This is a genomic window from Peterkaempfera podocarpi (assembly GCF_042466665.1).
Taxonomy (GTDB): Bacteria; Actinomycetota; Actinomycetes; order Streptomycetales; family Streptomycetaceae; genus Peterkaempfera; species Peterkaempfera podocarpi.
Window position 1 is genome coordinate 4,920,288 of the sequence record NZ_CP162102.1, and the last position, 24,715, is coordinate 4,945,002.

A 24,715-nucleotide genomic window follows, 5' to 3' on the forward strand; every position below is an offset into this window, starting at 1 on the left:
GGACGAAGCAGAGGGCCGGTAGGAAGCAGCCGTGGTCCGCGCGGCCGCGGGGTGCGCCTGGAAAAGCAGCAGGGAGGGACGGAGAAGTCTCCGTCCCTCCCTCGGTGGCGCTGAGTCAGTTCACCTTGACCGGAGTCCCGGTGGGCTCACCCGAGGCCGGCTTGGGCACCGTGGTGCGCCCGGCCGTGCGGGAGTAGGCCTGCTGCGGGGTCGGGGCCGGGGTGCGCTCGTCCAGCGGGATCACGGCGGGGGTGTTCACCGGCTCGCCGAGCATCACATGGCGTACGACGCGCTCCGACGCCCGGCCGTCGTCGAACTGGCAGAACCGCCGCCGGAACGTCTCCCGCCAGCCCGCCGAGAGCTCGTCCTGCCAGGCACCGCTGGTGAAGAGGTTGAGCAGCTGCTGCTGGCTGCGGGCGACATGGCCCGGGCGGTCCTCCATCAGGTCGAAGTAGACGCCGCGGGAGGCCGCGTAGATCTCCCAGTCGTCCGCGTAGACCAGGATCGGACGGTCCAGGTTGGCGTAGTCGAACATGATCGACGAGTAGTCGGTGATCAGTACGTCCGCGGCCAGCTGCAGATCCTCCGAGGAGGTGTGGCCGGTGACGTCGATCAGGTTCGGCGCCGACTTGAGCTTCTCCAGCTCGCTGGAGCCCGAGTAGAAGTGGTGTCCGCGCAGCAGCAGGACGTAGTCGTCGCCGAGGTCCTCGCACAGCTTGGCGAAGTCCAGCTGCGGCACGAAGACCTTGTTGTAGTCGCGGTGGGTGGGCGCATACAGGACCGCGATCTTGCCGGGCTCGATGCCCAGCTCCTCGCGGATCCGCCGCACGTCCTCGGCGGTGGAGGTGTAGAAGCGGTCGTTGCGCGGATAGCCGGACTCCAGGCCCTTGAAGGAGCAGGGGTAGGCCCGCTCCCAGATCTCGGTGGAGTGCCGGTTGGAGGAGAGGCAGTAGTCCCAGCGGTCGGAGCGCTGGAGCAGCTTGCCGAAGCTCATGCCCTTGGCGGCCGCCGGGTAGTTGAGCATGTCGATGCCCATGTGCTTCACCGGGGTGCCGTGCTGCGTCTGGACGTGGACCGTGCCCTCGCGCTTGATCAGCATGTCCTCGAAGTTGACGTTGTTGAAGAAGTACTTGGCGCGGGCCATCACCTCCCAGTAGCGCCGGGTGCCGGGGACGATGTAGTCGGTGCCCGGCGGGAGGGTGTGCACCTCGTCCTCCAGGGCCACCACGACCCCGTGGATCTGCGGCGCGATCTCCTTGGCCTTGGCGTAGACAGCGACAGGGTTGCAGACGTAGCCGCGGCCCCAGTAGGAGGAGTACACCGCGAGGTTCTCGTCCACCGGGCGCTTCAGCTGGGTCTCGTAGAACTGCTGCAGCTGGCGCTTCTCGACCTTGTTCTTGGCCTTGCGCACGGTGGTGCGCAGACGCTTGCGGCCCTTGTTGGCCACCTTGAGGGTCTGGAAGACCGGGTAGGCGCCGCGGGCGATCAGGTTGTGCTTGAGACCCTGCAGGCCCTGGGGGCGGACGTAGTCGGCCGGCATGTACTGCCGGTAGTGCCGGCTGGCCTGCTCGAAGAACTCGGCCCGCGCGGAGTCGGGGACCCGGTTGTCCTTCGCCAGGATGGCGATGAAGTGGTCGATCATGTGGCCGAAGAGCCACGGCTTCCACTCGGCCAGCTCGGGGTTGGCCTCGATGAAGGTGAAGACCCGCTCGTACTGGTCGAAGATGTCGAAGTGCTTGCGGCTCACCGTGCGCAGGATGTTGCCCTGGCGGCGCTGCCGGTAGTGCACCACCACCGAGTCCAGTGCGGCGATCCGCTCGGCGGACATCAGGACCGGGAAGGTCCAGGGGGTGTCCTCGTAGTAGCCGGGCGGGAACTGGAAGCCGTGCCGGTCGACGAAGCCGCGCCGGTAGACCTTGTTCCAGACCACCATGATCAGCTTGAGGAACTCGGGCCGCTGCTTGGCCGTGAAGACCTCGGGCCCGGACTTCTGGAAGACCGACGCCAGGATGTTGCGCTGCGCCTTGCCCCACCAGAAGGTGCGGGCGTAGTCGAAGATCAGCACATCCGGGTCGTCGGTGGCGTCCAGCCGGTCGGCTATCTGCTGCAGCGACCCGGGAGTCAGCGTGTCGTCGCTGTCCAGGAAGAACAGGTAGTCGCCGGTGGCCTGCTCCATGCCTGCGTTGCGCGCCCGGCCGAGGCCGACGTTCTCGCGCAGGTGGACGGCTTTTACCCGCTCATCGCGTGACGCGTACTCGTCAAGTATATCTCCGCAGGCGTCCGGGGAGCAGTCGTTGACGCCGATGATCTCGAAGTCGGCGTACGACTGCTCCAGGATCGAGTCCAGGCACTCACGGAGGTATCCCTGCACCTGGTATATGGGCACGATGAGACTGATGCGCGGGTTGGACACGCGGCCAAGGTACGGGGACCGTATGTTTATATGCAACTCTCGTCAGGTTGGTTGTGGGTTCTGCCACTGTTCATCAGGACGAGTGACGTGAACCGGTCGCTCAGGATTCCGTGTCCTTGCGGAAGAGCCAGTCGCAGCGCGGCTCGGTGAGCGGCCGGGTGACCTTGTTCACCCACGGCAGGCTCAGCAGCAGGGTCAGCACCACGGCCAGCGCGGCCAGCAGCAGCAGCGCGACGCTGCTGCGCAGATGCAGCCCCGCCCAGTGCGGCCGGGCCCAGAACGGCATGAACACAAAGCCGTGCAGCAGGAAGACGGTCATGGTCGCCGCCCCGAGCCGGGTGAAGAACGTCCGGCCGACCGGGACCAGCGAGAAGAACGCCGCGCTGAGCGCCACGCCGAGCACGATCATCCCCAGCCGGGACGCCGCCCCGACCAGGGCGCTGGTGCCCAGCTGGTGGTAGGAGTCCGACCAGAGCACCCAGTTGCGGTCCACCTGGTCGTGCAGCAGCCAGAAGCCCACCCCGGTGACGGCGAAGAGCAGCACCGAGGCGATCCGCACCGGCAGCCGGTGCAGTACGGCGAAGTGCTCCCGCCGCAGGCGCAGCCCCAGGACGAAGAACGGTGCCATCGTCAGCACCTTGATCACGGCCAGCAGGAAGGGCGCCTTCTCCAGACCGCACACCAGGGAGAGCAGCACGGCGGTGGCGACCGGCCAGCGCAGCCGCTGCCACACCGGGGTCGAGAGCCGCCACAGGAACAGAGCCGGCAGGAACCACAGCATGTAGGTGGGGTAGAGCAGGTTCCAGGCGTAGGGATGGTCGCCGATCCGGTTCTGCAGAGCGCTGTAGACGGTCTGGAACAGCACATACGGCACCAGCATCGCGGCCACCAGCCGCTGCACCCGGCGCGGCGCGGCGTCGAAGGACCGGGAGAAGTAGCCGGAGATGATCAGGAAGGCCGGCATATGGAACGCGTACACCGTCATATAGACGGTCTGCACCGCCCGGGTGCCCGGGGCCAGCGCCAGCGAGTGCCCGAAGACCACGACCACCATCAGCAGCAGCTTCGCGTTGTCGAAGTAGTGGTCACGGCCACCGCTTCCACTGCGGGGAGCGGGGCTCTGCCGTGCGTGGCGTGAGGTCTCCTGCGGCGCTGTACCGGTGGACATCGGTCTCCTGCGACTGGTGCGAGCGGCTGGGGGCGGGCGTGCGAGCCCGCCGGGCGGCCACTCTAGCGGGGTCTGTCCGCTGTCATCAGGGGCCTCGGTGTCAGCCCGGCCGGCCTCCCTCGTCAGCCGCCTGCGCGGGAGCAGTCGATATGGGGACTGAACTGATCTTTTGGTGCGTGGCATCGATCAGCAGCAGATGTGGTCCGTTCATCACGGGCCGGCGGAGCGATTCCCCGCGAGGACCGGGCCGCGCCGGCAGCCTCGCCGCCCGGAGCCGGCACCACACCGGTGCGACGACTGCGGGCGCCGCCCTCCACGCTGCGGCCGCCGGGAACGCAGACGGGACGCCGGGAACGCAGACGGGCCGCCGGGAACGCAGGCGGGCCGCCGGAAACGCAGACGGGTCCGCGTGCCCCCTGGGCGCGCGGACCCGTCCCCGTCGGAGGGCGGCTGCTGTCAGCCCCGCCCGTAGCGGTCCTCCGCCTTCCAGAACCACACGAAGCCCATCAGCAGCGACACCACGGCCCAGCCGCCCGCGAGCCCCCAGGTGAAGAGCCCCGGAGACGGATAGCTCTTCAGCAGGGCGCCGCGGATCAGCTCGATGTAGACGGCGCCGGGGTTGAGCTTCAGCGCCGTCGCCACCACCTTGGGAGCGTGCGCGGTGACCTTGTCGATGCTGTACATCACGCCGCAGGTATACATCCAGGTGCGCATCACAAACGGCACCACCTCGCCCAGGTCGCGCACGGTGGCCACCACCCGGGCAAGGATCATCGCCAGCCCGGTGTTGAAGAGCGTCTGCACCGCGAGCGCCGGCAGCACCAGCAGCCAGTGGACGGTCAGCGGCTCACCGGTGCCCAGCACGATCACCGCGACCACCAGCAGCGACATCACCAGCTGCTCCAGCTGCACCAGCACCGCGGCCAGCGGCAGACAGGCCCGGGGGAACTGCACGGCGCGGATCAGGTCCAGTCGGTCGGAGACCGACTTGCCACCCGTGGTCACCGACTCCCGGGTGTAGGTGAAGACAAATATGCCGATGCAGAGGAAGGAGATGTAGTTGCCGCTGCCGGTGTTGTGCTTCTGCTTCAGCAGAATGCCGAAGATCAGGTAGTAGACCGCGATGTTGAGGATCGGGGTCAGCAGCTTCCACAGCTGCCCCAGGCGGGCTCCGGTGTACATGGTGAGCAGCCGGGCCTGGGTGTAGGCCAGCACAAAGTGCCGCCGCCCCCAGAGCAGCCGCAGATAACTGGGGAGCGCGGGGCGGGCTCCCGGTCTGACCAGCCCGTAGTGGGCGGCCAGCTCCTGGGCGGTGGGGATGTCGCCGGGTGCGCCGCCGGGCGGGGGCACAGTGGCGGTGGCGACGGGGGCTTCGATCATCAGGCGGTCACCGGGGAGATCATCTCGAGGCCGTGGCGGCTGCGGGCGGAGGTGGAGACATCGGTGAGAAAACTCAGCGAGCGCGCCGAGGCGTCAGGGGTGAGCCAGTCGGCGTCCACCGCGCAGATCTTCACCTGTACGCCGGTGCCGTCGAGCACCAGCGGAAGCGTATGGACCACCGTGGACGGGAACGACAGCAGGGTCGCCGAGACCGGGCCGCGGCGGGCCTCGATCTCCAGCGGGAACCGGGGGCGGACGATCTCGGCGCCGGTGGCGGCGGCGATCCGGGCCAGCTTCTCGGGGTGCTCACGACGGTGGGCGAAGTAGCGGCGGACACCGTGGTCGGCGGCCAGTTGGGCCACCGTCCGCAGATAGCGCTCAGGGGCGACGATTCCGGTCTCCACCAGGGAGCTGCCCAGCAGGTCGGCGCCGGGCAGCACCCTGGGGGGACCGAAGCGGTCCCGCGTCCAGGAGTAGAGGTTGGCGGTGCCCAGGGCGCCGGCGGGCGGCTTCACCGGCAGTGAGGTGAACAGCTCCAGCCGGCGGGGCGGGAGCGACGCCAGCCGGCGTGCGGCACGGGCCGCCGAGGCGGACCCCTTGCCCCCGCGGTGCCAGCGGACCAGCGGCCGGCCGGACTCCAGCAGGTCCACCAGCTCGACGGTGGCGGTGCCGTCGTCCACCACCACCAGCTCGTCGGCGCGGGAGACCGGCAGCAGCGCCTGGATCAGCCCGGAGAAGGCATCACCGATCAGCAGCCGCGGCGCCAGCGCCATCCTGGGCGCCAGGGCCGCCAGCGAGCGGGCCCGGCCGCGCGGCCCGCCGCGCGGGTCGTAGGCCGTCACCCGGATGCCCTCGGCGATGGCCAGCTCGGCCAGCGCCGCCAGCTGGGCCCGGGTGACCGGGTCCTGGGGCTGAAGCACGGCGATCGACAGCCGGCCGGGCGGCAGGGCGGCAGCGGTGCCCCGCTGCGCAGGGATGGCCGCGGACTGGGCGGGTCCCGCGGTGTCGGCCGACCGTGGACCGGCGGCGGCGTCGGGGCCGCCACCGGGGTGCTCCGCCGGGTCGCCGGGGAGCGGGGCGCCCTCGCCCCGGTCGGTCCCCTGCGCGTACCGGTGCGCCCACTCCAGCGCGTTCAGCAGCTGGACGGGGCTCTCGACCAGGGCGAGGGTCCGGGTCACGCTGAGACGACCTCCTCGGCAGCCCCCTGGACGCGGCGGAGCTTCTTCATGGCGGCGAGCTCGCCCTCGTAGACCTTCTTGACGCCGTCACCGAGGGCGTTCTCGATCACGCGGATGTCGCGGACCAGGCGCTGCAGACCGGTGGGCTCCACCGAGGCGGCCTGGTCGGAGCCCCACATGGCCCGGTCCAGGGTGATGTGGCGCTCGACGAAGACGGCGCCGAGGGCGACCGCGGCGAGGGTGGTCTGCAGGCCGATCTCGTGGCCGGAGTAGCCGATCGGGATGTTGGGGTACTCGCGCTCCAGGGTGTGCAGCATCCGGAGGTTGAGCTCGTCGGCGGGGGCGGGGTAGGTCGAGGTGGTGTGGCACAGCAGGGTGTTCTCGCTGCCGAGCACCTCGACCGCGTGGCGGATCTGGCGCGGCGTCGACATGCCGGTCGACATGATGACGGTGCGGCCGGTGGCGCGCAGGGCGCGCAGCAGGTCGTCGTCGGTGAGGCAGGCGGAGGCGACCTTGTGGGCGGGGAGGTCGAACTTCTCGAGGAACTCGACCGAGGGGACGTCCCAGGGGGAGGCGAACCAGTCGATGCCGCGCTTGCGGCAGTGGGCGTCTATGGCGGCGTACTCGGCCTCACCGAACTCCACGCGGTGGCGGTAGTCGATGTAGGTCATCCGGCCCCAGGGGGTGTCGCGCTCGATCTCCCACTGGTCGCGGGGGGTGCAGATCTCGGGGGTGCGCTTCTGGAACTTGACGGCGTCGCAGCCGGCCTCGGCGGCGGCGTCGATGAGTGCGAGGGCGTTCTCCAGCTCGCCGTTGTGGTTGATCCCGATCTCGCCGACCACATAGACGGGGCGGCCCGGGCCCACCTGGCGGTTGCCGAGGGTGCGGGTGCGGTTGGTGGTCATGGGGAGGGGTTTCCTTTCGACAGGGCTGTGCAGCGCCGCGGAGGCGGCAGTGTGGGGGACAGGGGGCAGTGGGGGGACGGCCCGTTCGAGGACCGGGGCCAGGGCGCGGGCCCGGGCCAGGTCGGCGGGCTCGTCGATCTCCAGCACCAGCGCCGGGTCGGTGCGGACCGGGGCGATGCGTCCGAAGAAGCGGTGCCGGGCGGCACGGAAGCCCTCGATACGCATGGCGTAGGCGGCGCCGGTCTCCAGCAGGTCCTCGGGGCGGTCCTGCCGGCGTGGCCGGAAGCGGTTGTCGTGGTTGACGCCGATGGCGCCGTACGGGCCGTCGGCGGTCGGCTCGGCCGACTCGTCGGCCCGCCACAGGAAGCCGTGGAACGGAGCGGCGGTGAAGGCGCTGTCCGCGCCCTGACCGAGGATCGCCTCGACCAGGCCGTCGAGTTCACCCGGAGTGACGAACGGCGAGGTGCACTGCACCATCACCGCCACCTCGGCCGGGCCGCCGTGGCGCTCCGCCAGCTCGTCCAGTGCGTGCAGCAGCGCGGACTCGCTGGAGGCGGTGTCCCCGGACAGGGCGTCGGGGCGGCGCACCACCTCGGCACCGGAGGAGACCGCAGCCGCGGCGATGGCGTCGTCGTCGGTGGAGACCGCGACCGCGTCCACGCCGGACGCGGCCAGGCAGGCCCGTACGGCGCGGACCACCAGCGGGACGCCGGCCACCTCGGAGAGGTTCTTGCCGGGGACGCCCTTGGAGCCGCCCCGGGCGGGGACGACGGCGACGACACGCGGGGTGGACCGGTCGGTCATGTGCGGGGCCTCCGGGAGGTGCGGGTGAGGGTCGTGGAGGGTCACAGCTGCCCCCAGCGGCGGATCGCGGGGGCGACGTGCTGCACGCCCATCCGGTAGGCGCCGCGGGCGCCCTGGGCGAGGGCCCGGCGGACGGCGTGGCGCGTACCGGTGCGGCCGGCGGTGCTGGCGGCGGTGGGCAGCGGGGCGCCGTCCGGGGCGACGCCGTAGCGGGCGAGTACGCCCGGCAGGTACGCCGGGGCGTTCTCCGCCGTGTAGTACGGCGCGAGCGGGGGCAGGGCGGGCAGCTCGTGCAGCTCGGCGACCCGGCTGCGCAGGGCCTCGTACGGCTTCTCGTCGAGCACGCCCTGGTCGTGCAGCCACTCCCGGCCGGCAGTGGGCAGCAGGCCGCCGTCCAGCTGGTCCCAGGAGGCGACGCAGCCCGATCCGGTGAAGTAGTGGTTGCCGAGCGACTCGCGGACACCGGCGTCCGACAGCACCGCCGTGGGGATGCCGCGCTGCAGGGACTCCAGGGCCGCGGTGGAACTCACCGTGACCAGCAGGTCGGTGTCGTCCAGGACCTCGCCCATGTTGCCGTACACCAGCTCGCAGTTGGCGGGCAGCGGACGCGGCAGCCGGGCGACCAGCCGCTGGTACGGGTGCTCCTCCAGATGCGTGGTGTGCTCCCCGGGCCGGCTGCGCAGCTTCACCAGCACCCGGCGGTCCGGGTGCAGTTCGGCATGGCGCGCACACCGCTCCAGCAGATGGAGCCGGGCGGCGCGCGGCTCCGGCACCGAGGGCTGGGCGGCGAAGACGACCGTGAACGGCCGGCTCTCCGAGGGCCGGTACTGCTCGCCGCGGCCCGCCAGGAACGGCAGGGCGGCGCGGACCACGCTGCCGGTGGCGACGCCCAGCGGCCCGTACAGCTCCTGGAAGCGCCGCGCGTCGTAGGCGCTGTTGGCCAGCACCACATCGGCGCCCGCCCGCAGCAGCAGACCGTCCGTCAGCTTCTCGTAGACGACACCGACATAGCCGGTGACCACCACGGGCCGCCGGGCACGGCCGCGCCAGGCGCGGGCCAGCCCGTGCAGCAGCGTCTGCGCGCCGCCGCCGACCAGAGCGAGGATCACCACGTCGGCGCCCCCGACGGTCTCCGGTCCTTCCTCGCCCGCCTCGGCGAGGAAGTCGGCCACCGTGGTCTCCCGGATGGACGCCGGTGCCACGCCGACCTCGGCCAGCTGGCGCTCCGTCGGCGTGGCCCGCCCGCGCAGCAGATGTGCGCGGATCTCGGCTCCGCCGTCGGGGCAGATCTGTCCGGCCAGCAGGGCTCCCCATTTCCAGCGGGTGTCCGAATCGGCCAGGACGACGATACGCATTGAGTGCTCCGGTTCTGTGTGACCCGGCGAGCATAGGGAGCCCACCATGGCAGTCGAAGGGCGCAGCGGAGACTATCCGAGAAATGCAAAGTGTCCGATTGGTGAACACGGTCCAGGCAAATAGCAGGTCAATGTGAACCGGTGGTGATTGACACCCTGATGAACGGTTAATTCCAGGCCAACCACGGGAGAAGCGCCCGGCCCCAGCAGGCCGGGCTTCCACCGTGCGCGCTGCGGCGGGTAGAGTCCGAGGCGGATCAGGTGTGCAGGAATCGCCTGCCCAGAGCTTCGGGAATGTCCGGGGCGGAGATCCTCCAGGACCGGTCGCCGGTCCTACCCGGAGCACGCCGAGAAACGCGTATGCGCCCACGGGCCCCGCAGGAGCGAAATCACGTGAAGCTGTCGGTCATCGTCCCCTTCTACAATGTGCAGGCGTTCGCACCTGACACCTTGCGCAGCCTCGCCGCGAACACCCGGGCGGATTTCGAGTTCGTGCTCGTCGACGACTGCTCCACCGACGCCACCCCGGCCGTGCTGGAGCAGTACGCCCGCACCCTCCCCGGCGCCGTGGTGGTCAGGCCCGAGCACAACCGGGGCCTGGCGGGCGCGCGCAATGTCGGCCTGGACGCGGCCCGCGGCGAGTACCTCACCTTCCTGGACGGCGACGACTGGGTGGGCGCCGGCTATCTGGAGCAGCTGCTGGACGCCGTCGAGCGGCACGGATGCGACTTCGTCCGGGTGGACCACGTCCAGGTCACCGGGTCCAAGCGGCAGATCCAGAAGGCCCCGCAGGCACGTCGCGACGAGGTGCTGGACCCCAGGGAGTCGATCCTCCCGGCCGACCGGGCGACCATGGTCGACTACCCGTACGCCTGGGCCGGGATCTACCACCGCCGGCTGCTGGACCGCGGTGCCCTGCACTTCGACGAGGGCCTGCGCACCGCCGAGGACCGGCCGTGGATATGGCGTCTGCACCGGCTCGCCGACTCCTACGCCGTCACCGGACTGCGCGGTGTCTTCTATCGGCGTGCGGTCGCCACCTCGCTCACCCAGGTCGGCGACGAGCGGCAACTGGACTTCATCCGCGCCTTCGACCTGGTGCTGGAGCAGCTGGCCGACGACCCCGACGCCGACCGGCTACTGGGCAAGGCCATCCGCACCTACTGCGCGGTGATAGTGCACCACCGCCGCAACGCCGACCGCCTGGAGCGCGACGTCGCCCGCCGGCTGCGTACGCTCAGCGCCGACGCGCTGCGCCGGATGCCGCAGAACCATCTGGTGGAGGCGATCGCCGCCATGGACCCCGAGCGCGCCGCGGTGATCCGCAGGCTGCGCTCCGGACTGGCCCCGGTGGCCGCCCGATGACACCGCCCGGCCCCCGTGAGGAGACCCCCGCCGCCGTGACCGCCACCCCCGCGGACAGCCCCGCCGGCACCGTGCAGATCTTCGCCGCGTCCACCCTCTACGGCGCGGCCACCGTCTGCGCCGCTCTGGACGCCGACCTGTTCGGTCCACGTGCCGAGCACCGCCGCATCCTGCTGGTCTGCAACACCGCGGCGATCCCGGAGAACGCGGTGCCGCTGCACCGCACCGACTCCTTCGCCGCACTGCGGGGCAGTTTCGACGAGGTCCGCTACTGGAACGACGAGATCGAGCCCTACCACCCGAGCGGCTGGACCCCCCGTCAGGAGGACGTGCCGATCCTGCAGCGGCTGCTGCGCCAGTCCTGGGACCTGGGCGACGCACCGCTGGAACTGATCGTGGAGTCCATCCAGGTCAGCCCGGCCCGCGCGATCACCGCCATCTTCGACGAGGGCCCGGTGCACATCTACGCCGACGGCCTGATGAGCTACGGCCCGACCCGCAATGTGCTGCCCTATCTGCTGCACGGCCGTATCCGCCGGCTCCTCCACCTGGACCTGGTGCCCGGACTGCGTCCGCTGCTGCTCTCCGAGTACGGAGTGGAGCCGCAGGCGGTGCCGACCGAGGACTTCCTCGAAGTGCTCACCGACATCGCCGGCACCGTGCCCCCGCCGGACCGGCCGGCCGAGCCCGGCTGCGCCCTGCTGCTCGGCCAGTACCTCTCCGCGCTGGGCCTGATCAGCACCGCCGAGGAGGAGGAGCTGCACGCCCGTATGGTGCGCGGCGCGGTCGCCGCCGGCCTCACCGACATCGTCTTCAAGCCCCACCCCAGCGCCCCGGCGAAGCTCTCCGCCGCCATGGAGAAGGCCGCCGCGGAGGCCGGCGCCACCCTGCGGGTGCTGGACGAGCCGGTGCTCGCCGAGACGCTCTTCGAGCGGCTGCGCCCGGCCCTGGTGGTGGGCTGCTTCTCCACGGCCCTGCTCACCGCGGCGGCCTTCTACGGCCTCCCGGTCGCACGGGTGGGCACCCGGCCGCTGCTGGAACGCCTCAGCCCGTACGAGAACAGCAACCGTATCCCGGTGACGGTGGTGGACGCCCTGCTGCCCGACCTGGAGGCCCCCGGCTTCACGGTCGCGCCGCCGGCCCTGGACCCGGCCGACATCGCCGACCGGGTCGGTCCGCTGACCACGGCGGTGGGCTACTGCATGCAGGCCAAGTCCTATCCGCACCTCGCCGGTGAGGCCGCCGACTGGCTGGGCGCCCACTACGGCTCCGCCACCGCGCACTACTTCAAGCGCCGCCGGCTGACCGCACTGGGACTGCCCGGAGGCATGGTCGGCGGAGTGCCGGCCGGGGCGCGGCTGCTCAGGAAGTCGCCGCTGGTGCGCCGGGTGGTGCGGCAGGCCAGAGCCCGCCGGGCCGGCCGGAACTGACCGTCCCGGACCCCACGGACACCACGGATCCCATGACCGCATCGGGGCCGCCCCTCCTGCCCGAGGGGGCGGCCCCGATGCCTTTCCACCCCGCCTTCCCCGGCCGCCCCGCCGGACCGCCGGACCCGTCCCGATGCGACGGCCGGCGCGCGGAGTCGTCCCCCCGTACGGTGGACAGCGCTCTTCCGGGGCTCCTCCGTACGTGTGACGGAAGGTGCACGCAGCGTGGATGGGCCATTGTTGCTCCGCCCGTCGCCGGCAGGACACATTCCGGCCGCCGTCGGTGCACCTCACTTACGGAAGGTGCACATGCGTACCGGGCCATGGGGGCTTCCGACGGTTTCCCGGGCATGCCCGGGCAGCCCCCACTGTCGAGCGCACAGCGCGCGTCCAGCCGCAGGAGTCCCCGTGACACGGCCCGCAATCGATGCCTCAGCGGCGTCGCCCACAGCAGCCGGACCAGACGCCGGCGGCCCGCCGGCCACGGCCGCCGCCCCCGCTGTGACCCCCGCTGTGACCCCTGCCGGGACCGCCCCCGCAGGGAGCGCCCCTGCCGCCGCCGAAGACCCGCGCCGTGCCCGCCGACGGGCCACCGGCACCGCGGTGGCACTCTCCGCGCTGCTGACCGCCCTCGGGCTCTGCCTCGGCGACGCCCTGGCGCGGATGTACCCCTTCGGTCCCGCCACCCGCAGCGTCAGTGACCTCGGCAACCAGTACGTCCCCTTCTACGCCCGCTGGTGGGACGTCCTGCACGGACACGGCCAGGGCGATCTGCTGATCAACTGGAACTCCGGCTACGGCACCAGCTACCTCCCCGACGTCGGCACCTACCTGGCCAGCCCGTTCTCCCCGCTGGTGGCCCTCTTCCCGCGGGACCGGGTCGACCTCGCGGTGTATGTCATCACCGTGCTGATGACCGCCACTGCCGCCGCGGCCATGACCGGGTACCTGCTGCGGCTGCGCCGGGGCAACCCGGTGCTGGCGGCCTGCTTCGGCACCGCCTACGGCCTCTGCGGCTTCGCCGTGACCGACGCCGCGTACAACCCCATGTGGCTGACCGGCCTGATAGCCCTGCCGCTGCTCTTCCTGGGCGTCGAATGGGCCCTGGAGGGCCGCCGCCCGGTGCTGGGCGCGCTGCTGGTCACCGCCGCCTGGGCGGCCAACTTCTACACGGCCTACATGGCGGTGCTCGGCTCGCTGGTGGTGCTCGCCGTCAGGCTCGCCCAGACCCCGGCGCCCTGGCGTGCCCGCGCCGCGGCGGTGCTGCGCCTCGGAGTGCGCACCGGACTCGGCATCGGCGCCGCCGCCCCGCTCTTCCTGGTGGTCTACACCGGCACCCGCTATGTCTGGCCGATAGCGCCGCGCGACTTCCACGCCGTGCCCTGGAGCGATGTGCTGGCGCGGTCGCTGCCCACCACCTACGGCTTCAACTCGCCCGGCCTCTACATCGGCACCTTCGCCCTGCTGGCCGCGCTGGCCATGCCGTTCGACCGCCGGATATCCGGCCGGATCCGCGCCACCTGGTGTGTCGCGGCCGGCGCCGTACTGCTGTCGCTGCAGTGGGGTCCGACGGTGCTGGTCTGGTACGCCTTCACCAACCCCAACGGCAGCAGCTACCGGCAGGCCTTTGTGCTCTGCGCACTGCTGGTCACCGCGGGCTGGCTGTCCTTCTCCCGCGGCCTGCCCGACCGCAGGACGCTGCTCTGCGCGGCCGGTGTGCTGGCCGCTGTGGCGGCGGGGTCCGCCTCCTCGGGCCTGGACATCCGCTGGACGCTCCCGGTGCTCGGCGGCTCGGTCGTTATCGGCGGCCTGCTGTATCTGCTGCGCCGCCACGCCCAGCGCCGCGGGATGTACCGGCTGGCCGCCGCCACCCTCGCACTGCTGCCGGTGCTGCAGGTCGGCGAGGCCGCGGTGGACACCGCGCGGGTGGACCGCAACCGGCTGCACCACCTGGACTCCCACCCCGCCTGGGGGCCCTGGCAGGACCAGGTGCGGCAGGCGGTGACGGCGTCCGACGACTGGCCGCGCAGCCGCACCGAGGCCGGCTCCGAGATGGTCACCGCCAATGACCCGCAGCTGCTCGGCGGCCAGGGCGCGGAGTACTACAGCAGCCTGACCTCCGAGGCCTGGATCTCCACCATGGCCAAGCTCGGCTACGGCTGGACCTCCCGCGGCCGTGCCCCGCGGACCCTCGACAACCCGGTGACCGACGCGGTCTTCTCGGTCGGTACCCGGGTGCGTGCGGTCCCCCACCCGAGTGCCGAGCCGTACGACGCCTCGGTGCCGGCGACGGTGACGGTCAGTCATCAGAAGGTGCCGCCGCTGGTCACCGTGCGACCGGCCGGCCCCGCCCCGCGCTACGGCAATGACACCTTCCGCAACCAGGAGATGCTGCTGGGCGCCACCGTCTATGCGGTCCCCGACGCCAGGGTGGTCACCCGGGACGGGCGTCAGGCGCAGCGCACCGCCGACGGCTGGCGGGCGGATCCGCAGTCCGGCAGCAAGGCGCTGCCGAGCCAGCGGATCACCGTGGCCTGCCGGCCCGGGTGGGAGGTCTTCCTCAACACCCCGCACTTCGGCGGCACCGCCGCCATGGCCCAGGGAAGCACCGTTCGGATGGTCGCGGCCCCGGGCACCCAGGTCGCCGCGATGCAGCGGCTGGGCGTGGTCCCGGCCGACGGCCGGGTGCAGATCGATCTGCGGGCCGCCAAGCCCGGGTCGCTGCCGCTGCGCCCGGTCGGCTGCCTGGACCCCTCGCGACTGGCCGCTGCCGTGGGGCAGTTGAGCCGGACCGGTGCCACGCAGGTGTCGGTTTCCGGCCATGGTCTGCACGCCGAACTGCCTGCCGGCAGCGTGGGCACGGCCGTGGTCGCGGTGCCCCGCACCAAGGGCTGGCAGTGCGCTGCGGGCGACGCCGCGCTCAGGCCCGCCCAGCAGTACGGCGGCCTGCTGGCGGTGCCGCTGGACGGCAGGGCGACCACGGTGGACTGCTCCTTCACCCCGCCGGGGCTGAAGGCGGGCGCGGCACTGGGCACCGGCTCGCTGCTGCTGCTCGGCGCGGCGGGCCTGTGGAGCGCCAGGCGCCGCCGTGCAGGGCGGCTCGCGCTCTGAGCTGCGCACTCCGGGGCGGCGGACACCGCCGGATCCATCAATTGCTGATATGGCGTGATCCGATCGGTTCTGCAAGGGTCCGCCGCTCCTGCCCGATAAGCGTAGAGGCGATGATCGCGTCACATTCCCTTCACCATGACCCGCTACCGTGTGCGCCTTCCGCCCCCCGGCTCCGGTGCACCACAGGGTGCGGCCGGCTGCGGCCGCGCCCGGATGTCCCGGCCGGGGCGGGCGGTTCGCCCACCGACGGTCTCTGCCGCGGTCCCGCTCCGGGGTCCGGCGGCCCGGTGGCGACCACCGGGGCGGTGAGTGGCGGATGGCCGCAGAAGGCGGCCCGGCTGAGCACGGAAGGCGGCGCGGAGACGATGAGCAGACCCGACCGGACAGCATCGGCGCGGCGGGGCATGCCCTGCAGCGCGGGGAGGGCGGCCGGGACCCGGACCGTCGAGGGAGGCACCGTATGAGCACCCTGGACACCTCGCCGAGGGGGCAGTCCGCGGCCGGTACGGCCTCACCCGGTGCGCTCCCGGCGGATGCGGTCCCGACCGGGACCGTTCCCACCGTCAGCGTTCCGGCCGGCAGCGTTCCGGCCGGTGCCGTCGCAGCCGGCACCGGCCCGGTGGAAGCGGCGCTGCCGGGACAGCGCAGGCCCGCGGACGGGACGGTCCCCGGGCGCGCCGCCTCGCGCGGCGGCCGGCTCTATGTGCTGGACGGCCTGCGGCTGCTGGCGGCGCTGTCCGTGCTGGTCTTCCACTACATGGCCAGGGGCGGCAGCGCGTCCAAGGCCTGGGGCCAGCAGAGCCGCAGTGTGCTGCCGGGCTTTGAGCCGATCGCCGACTACGGCTGGCTCGGTGTCGAGTTCTTCTTCATCATCAGCGGCTTTGTGATCTGTATGAGCTGCTGGGGCCGCACCCCGGGCCAGTTCTTCCGCTCCCGGCTGACCCGGCTCTACCCCGCCTACTGGGTGGCCATCGGGCTGATCGTGGTGCTCCAGGAGATCTTCCCGGTGGTGGTCAACCGGCGGATGAGCCTCCACGACATCCTGCTCAACCTGACGATGCTCCATGAGCCCCTCGGTGTGGCCCATGTGGACGGGGTCTTCTGGACGCTCTGGGTGGAGATGAGGTTCTACCTGATCTTCGCCCTGGTGGTGCGGCTCGGCGTCACCTACCGCAGCACGGCGGTCTTCTGCGGGCTGTGGACGGTGGGGTCGGTGCTCACCCAGGCCAGCCACAACGTCCTGCTGGACAATCTGCTGGTCCCCAAGTACTCGGCGTACTTCATCGCGGGCATCGGCTTCTATCTGATCCACAGGTTCGGGCACCACGCGCTCTCCTGGGGAATCGTCGGCATCTCCTGGCTGATCGCCCAGGAGCGGGTGATCGCCGAGACGGACCGTTTCGGCAAGATGATCAACGCTCATCTCTCCGGGACGGTGGGGGCCATGGTGGTCACCGTCTGCTTTGTGGTGATGGCGGGGGTGGCGCTGGGCTGGTTCTCCCGGCTGAACTGGCGCTGGCTGACCACGGCGGGTGCGCTCACCTACCCGCTGTATCTGACCCATGAGCACCTGGGCCATCTGGTCATCTACGGTCTGCGCGACCAGCTGCCGCCGGGTGTGGTGCTGGCGGTGACCGCGGCGGCGATGCTGCTGCTGGCCTGGCTGGTGCACCGGCTGGCGGAGCGGCCGCTGGCCAGGGTGATGAAGCGGGCGCTGGAGAAGCCGCTGCCGCCGTCGGTCTGACGGCGTGCCGCCGAGGGCGCGGTGGAATCTTTACGACAAAATCGACAAAAGGGACATAGTTCCCTGGGTCGGGGTTCGTCGGCCGGTGCGCCCATGCGCAAGGCGACGCACCCGCCGTGACCCCGACATCCCCCGGCCGGGGCGCGCCCGCTGCCTGTCCGCGCCCCGGCCGGGGCTGTCGGCGCCACGGCGCCCGCTCCCGGAGGCGGTCAGCTTCGGGTGTGCCAGGGGAGTTCGGCGGTGATGGTGGTGGGGCCGCCGTGGGGGCTGTCGATCATGAAGACTCCGTCGACGGCGTGGATGCGTTCGGTGAGGCCGGTGAGTCCGGTGCCGGGGGTGTTGGTGGTGGCGCCGCCTTGGCCGTCGTCGTGGACTTGGATCATGAGGCGGTTGTCGCTGCGCCAGACGTCGACGGTGGCGGTGCGGGCGGTGGTGTGTTTGGAGATGTTGGTGAGGAGTTCGCTGACGGTGAAGTAGGCGATGCCTTCGATGGCGGAGGCGGGTCGGGTGTCGAGGTCGACGGTGACGCGGACGCCGCCGGGGACGGTGCAGCGGGTGGCGACGGAGGAGAGGGCGGCGTCCAGTCCGCGGTCGGTGAGGATGGCGGGGTGGATGCCGCGGGCGAGGTCGCGGAGTTCTTGGAGGGCGAGTTTGACCTCGCCGTGGGCGGCGTCGACCATGCGGGCTGCTGCTTGGGGGTCGTGGTCGAGTTTTTCCTTGGCGAGGCCGAGGTCCATGGCGAGGGCGACGAGGCGGGCCTGGGCTCCGTCGTGGAGGTCGCGTTCGATGCGGCGCAGGTCGGCGGCGGCGGTGTCGACCACCGTCCCGCGGTCGTCCTCCAGCTCCCGCACCCGCTCCGTGAGCGCCGAGGGGGAGAGCAGCCCCCGCACCATCAGCCGGTTGACGTTGGCCAGACCGTGGATGACCCACGGGGTGGCGAACACCAGCACCACGCCGACCGCGCAGACGCCCGCCACCTCGGGGACGCTGTCCAGATAGATCTCCGGCCGCCCGCCGGGGCCGTCCCCGTAGATCTGCAGACCGGGCTGGCCGGCGAAGGCCGGCAGCACCCACTGCCACGCCGGATAGCTCAGCATCGCCCAGCCGTACGTCCACAGCACCACCGAGACGGTGAAGCCGAAGACCCCCCACGGCAGCATCAGCAGGCAGTACAGGGCACTGCGCCAGCCCACCCCGTCCCGGAGCACCGCGCCCAGCCAGCCCATCAGACCGGGACGGGCCGGCTGCAGCGGGGAGGGGCGGCCCATCCGCACATCCAGCAGCGCTGCCGCGCGGGCCCGCTCCATCGCCCCCCAGCCGCGGGCGCCGGCCACCCCGGCGGCCAGCACCGGAATGCCCATGAAGGTGACGGCCAGGCCGACGCCCAGGCTGAGCATCACCACCACATAGGTGAAGGAGGCGACCGCGATCGGCAGGTCCAGCACCAGATGGAGGAACTCCTTCCAGGTGCGGGCCGCGAACGGGGCGCCCAGCAGACCGGGGCCGCGGCGCGCGCTCCCGCCGGGCACCGGGCGCCGCCCGGCGGATCCGGCGGCTCCCAGGTTCTCGATCACGATGTCCGTCCTTCTGCCTGCGGGGCCGGGTTCCCGCTTCGGGTGTGCCAGGGGAGTTCGGCGGTGATGGTGGTGGGGCCGCCGTGGGGGCTGTCGATCATGAAGACTCCGTCGACGGCGTGGATGCGTTCGGTGAGGCCGGTGAGTCCGGTGCCGGGGGTGTTGGTGGTGGCGCCGCCTTGGCCGTCGTCGTGGACTTGGATCATGAGGCGGTTGTCGCTGCGCCAGACGTCGACGGTGGCGGTGCGGGCGGTGGTGTGTTTGGAGATGTTGGTGAGGAGTTCGCTGACGGTGAAGTAGGCGATGCCTTCGATGGCGGAGGCGGGTCGGGTGTCGAGGTCGACGGTGACGCGGACGCCGCCGGGGACGGTGCAGCGGGTGGCGACGGAGGAGAGGGCGGCGTCCAGTCCGCGGTCGGTGAGGATGGCGGGGTGGATGCCGCGGGCGAGGTCGCGGAGTTCTTGGAGGGCGAGTTTGACCTCGCCGTGGGCGGCGTCGACCATGCGGGCTGCTGCTTGGGGGTCGTGGTCGAGTTTTTCCTTGGCGAGGCCGAGGTCCATGGCGAGGGCGACGAGGCGGGCCTGGGCTCCGTCGTGGAGGTCGCGTTCGATGCGGCGCAGGTCGGCGGCGGCGGTGTCGACCACCGTCCCGCGGTCGTCCTCCAGCTCCCGCACCCGCTCCGACAGCTCGGACGGGCTCAGCAGCGAGACCGCGAGCATCCGGTCCACCGCCGCCAGGCTGCGCACCACCCAGGGCAGCACCGGCCAGCCGACGATCAGCACGGTCAGTGCGATCGCGAAGGTGAAGACGCCCCAGGGCAGCAGCACCACGAAGTAGAGGGCCGCCCTCCAGCTCAACCCGTCGGCCAGCATCGCGGCCAGCCGCCCCGCGACACCCGGGCGGCGCGGCGCCAGCGGGCTCGGGGCGGGAATGTGCTCGCCCAGCAGCCGCTCCACCCGCAGCCGCTCCACCGCGGCCAGCCCGCGGCAGCCCAGCAGGCCCAGCGCCAGCAGCGGCAGGCCGACCACGGTCACGGCCAGGCCCACGCCCAGCGACAGCAGGACCACGGTGTAGACGAACCCCACCAGCCCCATGGGGAAGCTCAGCAGCAGATGCCCCACCTCCGCCCAGGTCTCCGCCCCGTAGAGGGGACGGGGCCCGGCTTCCCGATTCCCTGCGGAGACACTGGATCTCTCCGTGAGGCGCTGTCGGCCCTCCATCACGCGTACCGTTCCTCTCCCCGATCGACCCGGTCGCGACCGCGGCCGGATCTCCAGCTGACAGACTCCAGCCTGCCGTCCGTGGACGGCGAGCGGCCATGGGGCTGATCGCCCTCCACAGGCGGGGGATAACCCCACCCCCGGCCGCTGCGGACGGGCGCGCGGGAAAGTCCTGCCGTCTTGCACCGCGGGAGGGGTGCACAGGCGGGGGGTAGGTGGACCTAGACTCCCAGGCGTACGAAAGTCATGGCTGCGTAAAGGGACACCGATCATGGAGGCAACGCAGGCGCCCCACGCGGTGGGGCAGCTCGCGCAGCAAGCCGCCGCGGCGGCGGCCGACCCCTCGAAGGGTGCCGGCTACTTCGACGCGTACTCGGCGGTGGGCCTGCTGGCCGTCGTCGGCGTGCTCTTCGTCGCGGTCGCGTTCACCGCCAACCGCCTGATGCGGCCGGTGGCGCCCACCGCTGAGAAACTGCTCGCCTATGAGTGCGGCGTGGATCCGGTGGGGGAGGGCTGGGCCCAGACCCAGATCCGCTACTACGTCTACGCCTTCCTCTATGTGATCTTCGCGGTGGATGCGATTACCTGTTCCCCTGGGCCACCGTGTTCGCCGCCCCCGGCTACGGCGCCGGGACGCTGGTGGAGATGTTCGTCTTCGTCGGGTTCCTCGCGGCCGGCCTGCTCTACGCCTGGAAGAAGGGCGTCCTGGAATGGACGTGACCCCCGCTCGCAGCTCCCACGGCTCCGGCTCGGACCCGGGCTCCGGCAACGGCCATGGCCACGGCCACGGTTCCGCCGCGGGCGGTCCGGTGCAGCTGGGCATCCCCGACCCGTCGCAGCCCGGCGCCGCCGTCGAGCGGCGCGGCCTCGGGCCGCTGGCCAGGCTCGCGCCCGACCCGGTGAAGGTGGTCCTCAACTGGGGCCGCCGCTACAGCCTCTGGTGCTTCAACTTCGGCCTCGCCTGCTGCGCGATCGAGTTCATCGCCGCATCGATGGCCAAGCACGACTTCATCCGGATGGGGGTCATCCCCTTCGCTCCCGGGCCGCGCCAGGCCGATCTGATGATCGTCTCCGGCACGGTGACCGACAAGATGGCCCCGGCCGTCAAGCGGCTCTACGAGCAGATGCCCGAGCCCAAGTATGTGATCTCCTTCGGTGCCTGCTCCAACTCCGGCGGCCCCTACTGGGACTCCTACTCGGTCACCAAGGGCGTCGACCAGATCATCCCGGTGGACGTCTACGTCCCCGGCTGCCCGCCGCGGCCGGAGGCCCTGCTCCAGGGAATCCTCAAGCTGCAGGAGAAGATCGCCCGCGAGTCCCTGGCCGAGCGCTACGGCGACAGCGTCCCGGCGCCCGCGACGCCTGCGGCCACCGGTGCGGTCGGCCGGATCCCCGACGCCGCGCTGCGGCGCCCGCTGGTCGCCGGCCCCGCCGCAGACACCCCCGGAGCAGAGCAGTGACCCTCGACCGCACCCCGCGCACCCCGGAGGACCTTGCGGCGGCCGTCGGCGAGTGGGCCAGCGCGGAGGAGAGCTACCAGCTGCTCACCGTGGACGTACCGGCCGACCACTGGACCGAGGCGCTCACCGCGGCCCGCGACACCCTCGGGCTGGCCTACTTCGACTGGCTGAGCGCCGTCGACGAGCTGGCGGACGGCTTCGCGGTGGTCGCCCACCTCGCCGCCGTCGGGGATGCGGCCCCGGTCAGGCATCTGCTGCTGCGTACGCGCGTTCCGCGGGACGCCGCCTCGTTGCCGAGCGCCACCGGCGTCTACGCCGGTGCCTCCTGGCACGAGCGGGAGACCCACGAGATGTTCGGCATCGACTTCCCCGGGCACCCCGGGCTGGCGACGCTGCTGCTGCCGGACGGCTTCGAGGGGCACCCGCTGCGCAAGGAGTTCGTGCTGGCCGCGAGGGTGGCCAAGGCCTGGCCCGGCGCCAAGGAGCCCGGCGAGAGCGACCACGGCGAGGGGCAGCCGGCCGCCGGCCGCCGTCGGATGCTGCCGCCCGGAGTGCCGGACCCCAATGAATGGGGGCCGCTCAAGGGCACCCTGCCGCCGGTTGCCGAACGCCCCGCCCGGGGCGCGCGCGCCGGAGCCGCGGGGCGCGCCGCGACTGCGGCCGCGGCCGCGGCCGGGCCGGCGGGGGAGCGTCCGGTGCGAGCCGATCGTCCCCGTCGTACCCGCAGCGTCAGTGCGGGCTCCGCCAGTCAGGCTGGCGGCCCGGAGACTGCGGAAGCCTCGGAGGCCGCGGCTGCCCCGGGTGCCGCCGAGTCCCAGGGCTCGCAGGCCCCCGGTGCTTCCGGAGCGCTGCCCGCCGCCGAGGCCGCGCCCGGACCGCAGCGCGAGCGCCGCCGCACCCCCGACGCGCCCTGGCAGACAGTGGCCACGCCGGAACCGCAGGCGACGGCTGAACCGGAGCTCACGGCCGAGGCGCAGGCGACGGCGGCCGAGCCCGAGCCCGAGCCCGAGCCCGAGGCAGAGGCTCCGAGCGATCAGGCCGCCGCCGAGCCGGAGACCGGCGGCACCGCACCCCGGGCCGACTCCGCGCCGCAGACCGCAGACGGCGCAGGCACCGGGCCGCGGGCTGACACCGAGCCTCAGCCCAAGAGCGAGCCGCAGTCCGACGCCCCGAGCGACCAGGCCGTTGCCGAACCCGGGACGGGCGACGCCGAGCCGCGGACCGACGCCGAGCCGCAGGCCAACCCCGCGCCGCAGGCCAACCCCGCGCCGCGGACCGACGCCGGGCCGCGTACCGACACCGAGCACCGCCCGGATGGAGACGGCGCATGACCTTGCTGGACGCGCTGCTCCGCTGCGTCGCCACCCTTGTCGTCTTTCTGGTGATCCCCCTGGTCATCGGTCAGAGCGAGCACAAGGTCATGGCCCATATGCAGGGCCGGCTGGGCCCGATGTACGCCGGCGGCTTCCACGGCTGGGCGCAGCTGGTGGCCGACGGCGTGAAGTTTGTGCAGAAGGAGGAGGTGGTCCCGTCCGGCGCGGACCGCCGCATCTTCCGTCTGGCCCCGGCTGTCGCACTGCTGCCGTACCTGGTGGTGCTGATCGCCATCCCGATCGGGCCGAACGGCCTGGTCGGTCAGGCCGTCGACGCCGGTCTCTTCTTTGTGCTGGCCGTGATGGGCGTCGGCGTGCTGGGCTCGCTGATGGCCGGATGGGCGTCCGCCAACAAGTTCTCCCTCCTCGGCGGTCTTCGCACCGCCGCGCAGTTGATGTCGTACGAGCTGCCGATGCTGCTCGCTGCCGCCTCGGTGGCCATGGCGGCCGGGACCCTCTCCCTCCCCGGGATCGTCGACGCCTTCCACTGGTGGTGGATCCCGTGGCAGATCGTCGGTGGATTCGTCTTCTTCACGGCGGGCCTGGCTGAGCTGCAGCGGCCGCCCTTCGACATGCCGGTGGCCGACTCCGAGATCATCTTCGGCGCGTACACCGAGTACACCGGACTGCGCTTCGCCCTCTTCCTTCTCGCCGAGTACGCGGGCATCCTCGTCCTCTGTGCGCTGACCACCGTCCTCTTCCTCGGAGGCTGGCACGGTCCGTTCTCGGACGGGCTGGGCTGGCTCTGGACGCTGCTGAAGACCCTGGTGCTGGCCTTTGTGGTGATCTGGCTGCGTGTGACCTACCCCCGGCTCCGCCAGGACCAGCTGATGCGCTTCGGCTGGACCGTGCTCATCCCGCTCTCCCTCGCCCAGCTGGTCCTCACCGGCATCGTCAAGGTGGTGATCTCCTGATGGCACCCCTCCCCGGCCGCGGCCTGGCCAAGGGCCTCGCTGTCACCCTGCGGACGATGACCCGCAGGTCCGTCACCGCGCAGTACCCCGAGGTGCAGCCCGAGCTGCCGCCGCGCAGCCGCGGCGTCATCGGCCTGCTCGAGGAGAACTGCACGGTCTGCATGCTCTGTGCCCGTGAATGCCCGGACTGGTGCATCTACATCGACTCCCACAAGGAGACGCTGCCCGCCACCGATCCGGGCGCCCGGGCCCGCACCCGCAATGTGCTCGACCGCTTCGCCATCGACTTCTCGCTCTGCATGTACTGCGGTATCTGCATCGAGGTCTGTCCGTTCGACGCACTGTTCTGGTCGCCCGAGTTCGAGTACGCCGAGACCGACATCCTCGACCTCACCCATGAGCGGGACCGGCTCCGCGAGTGGATGTGGACCGTGCCCGCCCCGCCCGCCCTGGACCCCTCCGCCGAGGAGCCCAAGGAGATCGCCGCCGCCCGCAAGGCCGCCGACAAGCTCGCCACCGCCGCCGCAGCAGCCCGGACCGCGTCCCGGACCGCACCGGAGACCGAGGGCGCCACCGGAACCGCTACGGCCGTCCCGGCGGAGAGCACAGAGGAGCAGCAGGACAAGTGACCGCAGCCCCCGCCACCTCCGTCCTCCTCGCCGCCGGCCCGCTCTCCTCCCAAGGCCACTCCTTTCTCTCGCCCACCGGGGTCGAGATCGTCTTCGTCCTGGTCGGCCTGGCCGTCCTCGGCTCCGCCGTGCTCTCCGTCAGCACCCGCCAGCTGGTCCATGCAGCGCTCTGGCTGGTGGTGGCGCTCGGCGGGCTGGCCGTCGAGTTCCTGCTGCTGACCGCAGAATTCATCGCCTGGGTCCAGGTCCTCATCTACATCGGCTCCATCGTGGTGCTGGTGCTCTTCGGCCTGATGCTCACCAAGGCGCCCATAGGCCGCTCGCCCGACGCGGACTCCGGCAACCGGCCGGTCGCCCTCGGGGTGGCCGTGGTGGCCGCCGCCACGCTGGTCACCCTGGTCGTCGACGCCTTCCGGACCACCTGGGTGGACCTCGGCGCGGGGGCCGGCAGCGCCGAGGTCACCGGGGTGAGCCTCTTCCGCCACTGGGTGCTGCCGTTCGAAGCGCTCTCCGTACTCCTCCTCGCCGCCCTTGTCGGCGCGGTGGTGCTCTCCCGCAGCGAGAAGGCCCGCACCGCGCTCCGCCCGCCACGGCCCCGCCCCGGCAGAGCGACCTCCATCCCTCGCCCGGCCGCCCCCGGACCGGCCGGCGTCCCGGCCCCCGCGAACCCCCCGCAGGAGCGCTGACCGCCG

General features: G+C 72.0%; 17 protein-coding genes and 2 pseudogenes. 10 read left to right on the top strand and 9 right to left on the bottom strand.

Going from position 1 to position 24,715, the window contains the following annotated elements:
* Nucleotides 1-115: 115 nt before the first annotated feature.
* The 7 genes and pseudogenes from AB0761_RS21655 to AB0761_RS21685 form a co-directional block, all read right to left on the bottom strand.
* Entirely contained in the window at nucleotides 116-2,413 is a 2,298-nt protein-coding gene (locus tag AB0761_RS21655) for a CDP-glycerol glycerophosphotransferase family protein (RefSeq protein ID WP_377270754.1), read from the bottom strand.
* 100 nt (nucleotides 2,414-2,513) lie between these two features.
* A complete protein-coding gene (locus tag AB0761_RS21660) occupies nucleotides 2,514-3,581 on the bottom strand; it encodes an acyltransferase family protein (RefSeq protein WP_377270755.1) in 1,068 nt (355 codons plus the stop codon).
* A gap of 456 nt (nucleotides 3,582-4,037) precedes the next feature.
* A complete protein-coding gene (locus AB0761_RS21665) occupies nucleotides 4,038-4,961 on the bottom strand; it encodes an ABC transporter permease (RefSeq protein WP_377270757.1) in 924 nt (307 codons plus the stop codon).
* Nucleotides 4,961-6,139 carry a hypothetical protein gene (locus tag AB0761_RS21670; protein WP_377270758.1) on the bottom strand — a complete coding sequence of 393 codons (1,179 nt, stop codon included), beginning with the start codon at nucleotides 6,137-6,139 and terminating at the stop codon, nucleotides 4,961-4,963. Before AB0761_RS21670 ends, AB0761_RS21665 begins: the two co-directional genes overlap by 1 nt.
* Entirely contained in the window at nucleotides 6,136-7,044 is a 909-nt protein-coding gene (locus tag AB0761_RS21675) for an N-acetylneuraminate synthase family protein (protein WP_377274251.1), read from the bottom strand. The genes AB0761_RS21670 and AB0761_RS21675 overlap by 4 nt, the downstream gene beginning before the upstream one ends.
* A gap of 390 nt (nucleotides 7,045-7,434) precedes the next feature.
* Nucleotides 7,435-7,848, bottom strand: a pseudogene (locus tag AB0761_RS21680) (cytidylyltransferase domain-containing protein); the annotation flags it as partial.
* 41 nt (nucleotides 7,849-7,889) lie between these two features.
* Complete coding sequence (locus tag AB0761_RS21685) at nucleotides 7,890-9,203, bottom strand: DUF6716 putative glycosyltransferase (protein ID WP_377270759.1); 1,314 nt, start codon at nucleotides 9,201-9,203, stop codon at nucleotides 7,890-7,892.
* 360 nt (nucleotides 9,204-9,563) lie between these two features.
* On the opposite strand from AB0761_RS21685, the gene AB0761_RS21690 reads away from it, so the two are divergent.
* The 4 genes from AB0761_RS21690 (at nucleotide 9,564) to AB0761_RS21705 (ending at nucleotide 16,853) form a co-directional block, all read left to right on the top strand.
* Nucleotides 9,564-10,568, top strand: coding sequence for a glycosyltransferase family 2 protein (locus tag AB0761_RS21690; protein ID WP_377270760.1), 1,005 nt, complete (start codon nucleotides 9,564-9,566; stop codon nucleotides 10,566-10,568).
* Nucleotides 10,565-11,998 carry a polysialyltransferase family glycosyltransferase gene (locus AB0761_RS21695; RefSeq protein WP_377270761.1) on the top strand — a complete coding sequence of 478 codons (1,434 nt, stop codon included), beginning with the start codon at nucleotides 10,565-10,567 and terminating at the stop codon, nucleotides 11,996-11,998. The genes AB0761_RS21690 and AB0761_RS21695 overlap by 4 nt, the downstream gene beginning before the upstream one ends.
* A gap of 513 nt (nucleotides 11,999-12,511) precedes the next feature.
* Nucleotides 12,512-15,109 (top strand): YfhO family protein, encoded by a 2,598-nt coding sequence (locus AB0761_RS21700; RefSeq protein ID WP_377270762.1) that lies wholly within the window; start codon nucleotides 12,512-12,514, stop codon nucleotides 15,107-15,109.
* 460 nt (nucleotides 15,110-15,569) lie between these two features.
* On the top strand, nucleotides 15,570-16,853 hold the full coding sequence (locus AB0761_RS21705; RefSeq protein ID WP_377270764.1) for an acyltransferase family protein: 1,284 nt from the start codon (nucleotides 15,570-15,572) through the stop codon (nucleotides 16,851-16,853).
* A gap of 209 nt (nucleotides 16,854-17,062) precedes the next feature.
* Here AB0761_RS21705 and AB0761_RS21710 read toward each other — a convergent pair whose 3' ends face one another.
* On the bottom strand, nucleotides 17,063-18,415 hold the full coding sequence (locus AB0761_RS21710) for a sensor histidine kinase (RefSeq protein WP_377274253.1): 1,353 nt from the start codon (nucleotides 18,413-18,415) through the stop codon (nucleotides 17,063-17,065).
* Between the two features lie 8 nt (nucleotides 18,416-18,423).
* A complete protein-coding gene (locus tag AB0761_RS21715) occupies nucleotides 18,424-19,647 on the bottom strand; it encodes a sensor histidine kinase (protein WP_377270765.1) in 1,224 nt (407 codons plus the stop codon).
* 271 nt (nucleotides 19,648-19,918) lie between these two features.
* On the opposite strand from AB0761_RS21715, the pseudogene AB0761_RS21720 reads away from it, so the two are divergent.
* The 6 genes and pseudogenes from AB0761_RS21720 (at nucleotide 19,919) to AB0761_RS21745 (ending at nucleotide 24,709) form a co-directional block, all read left to right on the top strand.
* Nucleotides 19,919-20,367: pseudogene (locus AB0761_RS21720) on the top strand (NADH-quinone oxidoreductase subunit A).
* Nucleotides 20,358-21,107 carry an NADH-quinone oxidoreductase subunit B gene (locus AB0761_RS21725; RefSeq protein ID WP_377270766.1) on the top strand — a complete coding sequence of 250 codons (750 nt, stop codon included), beginning with the start codon at nucleotides 20,358-20,360 and terminating at the stop codon, nucleotides 21,105-21,107. Before AB0761_RS21720 ends, AB0761_RS21725 begins: the two are co-directional and overlap by 10 nt.
* On the top strand, nucleotides 21,104-22,438 hold the full coding sequence (locus AB0761_RS21730; RefSeq protein WP_377270767.1) for an NADH-quinone oxidoreductase subunit C: 1,335 nt from the start codon (nucleotides 21,104-21,106) through the stop codon (nucleotides 22,436-22,438). The genes AB0761_RS21725 and AB0761_RS21730 overlap by 4 nt, the downstream gene beginning before the upstream one ends.
* Nucleotides 22,435-23,394, top strand: coding sequence for an NADH-quinone oxidoreductase subunit NuoH (nuoH, locus tag AB0761_RS21735; protein ID WP_377270768.1), 960 nt, complete (start codon nucleotides 22,435-22,437; stop codon nucleotides 23,392-23,394). The genes AB0761_RS21730 and nuoH overlap by 4 nt, the downstream gene beginning before the upstream one ends.
* The gene (locus AB0761_RS21740; protein WP_377270769.1) at nucleotides 23,394-24,023 is read left to right on the top strand and encodes a NuoI/complex I 23 kDa subunit family protein; all 630 of its coding nucleotides are present in this window, start codon (nucleotides 23,394-23,396) and stop codon (nucleotides 24,021-24,023) included. The genes nuoH and AB0761_RS21740 overlap by 1 nt, the downstream gene beginning before the upstream one ends.
* Nucleotides 24,020-24,709, top strand: a complete 690-nt coding sequence (locus AB0761_RS21745; RefSeq protein ID WP_377270771.1) for an NADH-quinone oxidoreductase subunit J — start codon at nucleotides 24,020-24,022, stop codon at nucleotides 24,707-24,709. Before AB0761_RS21740 ends, AB0761_RS21745 begins: the two co-directional genes overlap by 4 nt.
* Nucleotides 24,710-24,715 lie beyond the last annotated feature (6 nt).

Excerpts from the sequence above, each read along its gene's own strand:
- AB0761_RS21660 (WP_377270755.1), bottom strand. The coding sequence starts at position 3,581 with ATGTCCACCGGTACAGCGCCGCAGGAGACCTCACGCCACGCACGGCAG.
- AB0761_RS21665 (WP_377270757.1), bottom strand. The coding sequence starts at position 4,961 with ATGATCGAAGCCCCCGTCGCCACCGCCACTGTGCCCCCGCCCGGCGGC.
- AB0761_RS21675 (WP_377274251.1), bottom strand. The coding sequence starts at position 7,044 with ATGACCACCAACCGCACCCGCACCCTCGGCAACCGCCAGGTGGGCCCG.
- AB0761_RS21685 (WP_377270759.1), bottom strand. The coding sequence starts at position 9,203 with ATGCGTATCGTCGTCCTGGCCGATTCGGACACCCGCTGGAAATGGGGA.
- AB0761_RS21690 (WP_377270760.1), top strand. The coding sequence starts at position 9,564 with ATGCGCCCACGGGCCCCGCAGGAGCGAAATCACGTGAAGCTGTCGGTC.
- AB0761_RS21695 (WP_377270761.1), top strand. The coding sequence starts at position 10,565 with ATGACACCGCCCGGCCCCCGTGAGGAGACCCCCGCCGCCGTGACCGCC.
- AB0761_RS21705 (WP_377270764.1), top strand. The coding sequence starts at position 15,570 with ATGAGCACCCTGGACACCTCGCCGAGGGGGCAGTCCGCGGCCGGTACG.
- AB0761_RS21715 (WP_377270765.1), bottom strand. The coding sequence starts at position 19,647 with ATGGAGGGCCGACAGCGCCTCACGGAGAGATCCAGTGTCTCCGCAGGG.
- AB0761_RS21725 (WP_377270766.1), top strand. The coding sequence starts at position 20,358 with ATGGACGTGACCCCCGCTCGCAGCTCCCACGGCTCCGGCTCGGACCCG.
- nuoH (WP_377270768.1), top strand. The coding sequence starts at position 22,435 with ATGACCTTGCTGGACGCGCTGCTCCGCTGCGTCGCCACCCTTGTCGTC.
- AB0761_RS21740 (WP_377270769.1), top strand. The coding sequence starts at position 23,394 with ATGGCACCCCTCCCCGGCCGCGGCCTGGCCAAGGGCCTCGCTGTCACC.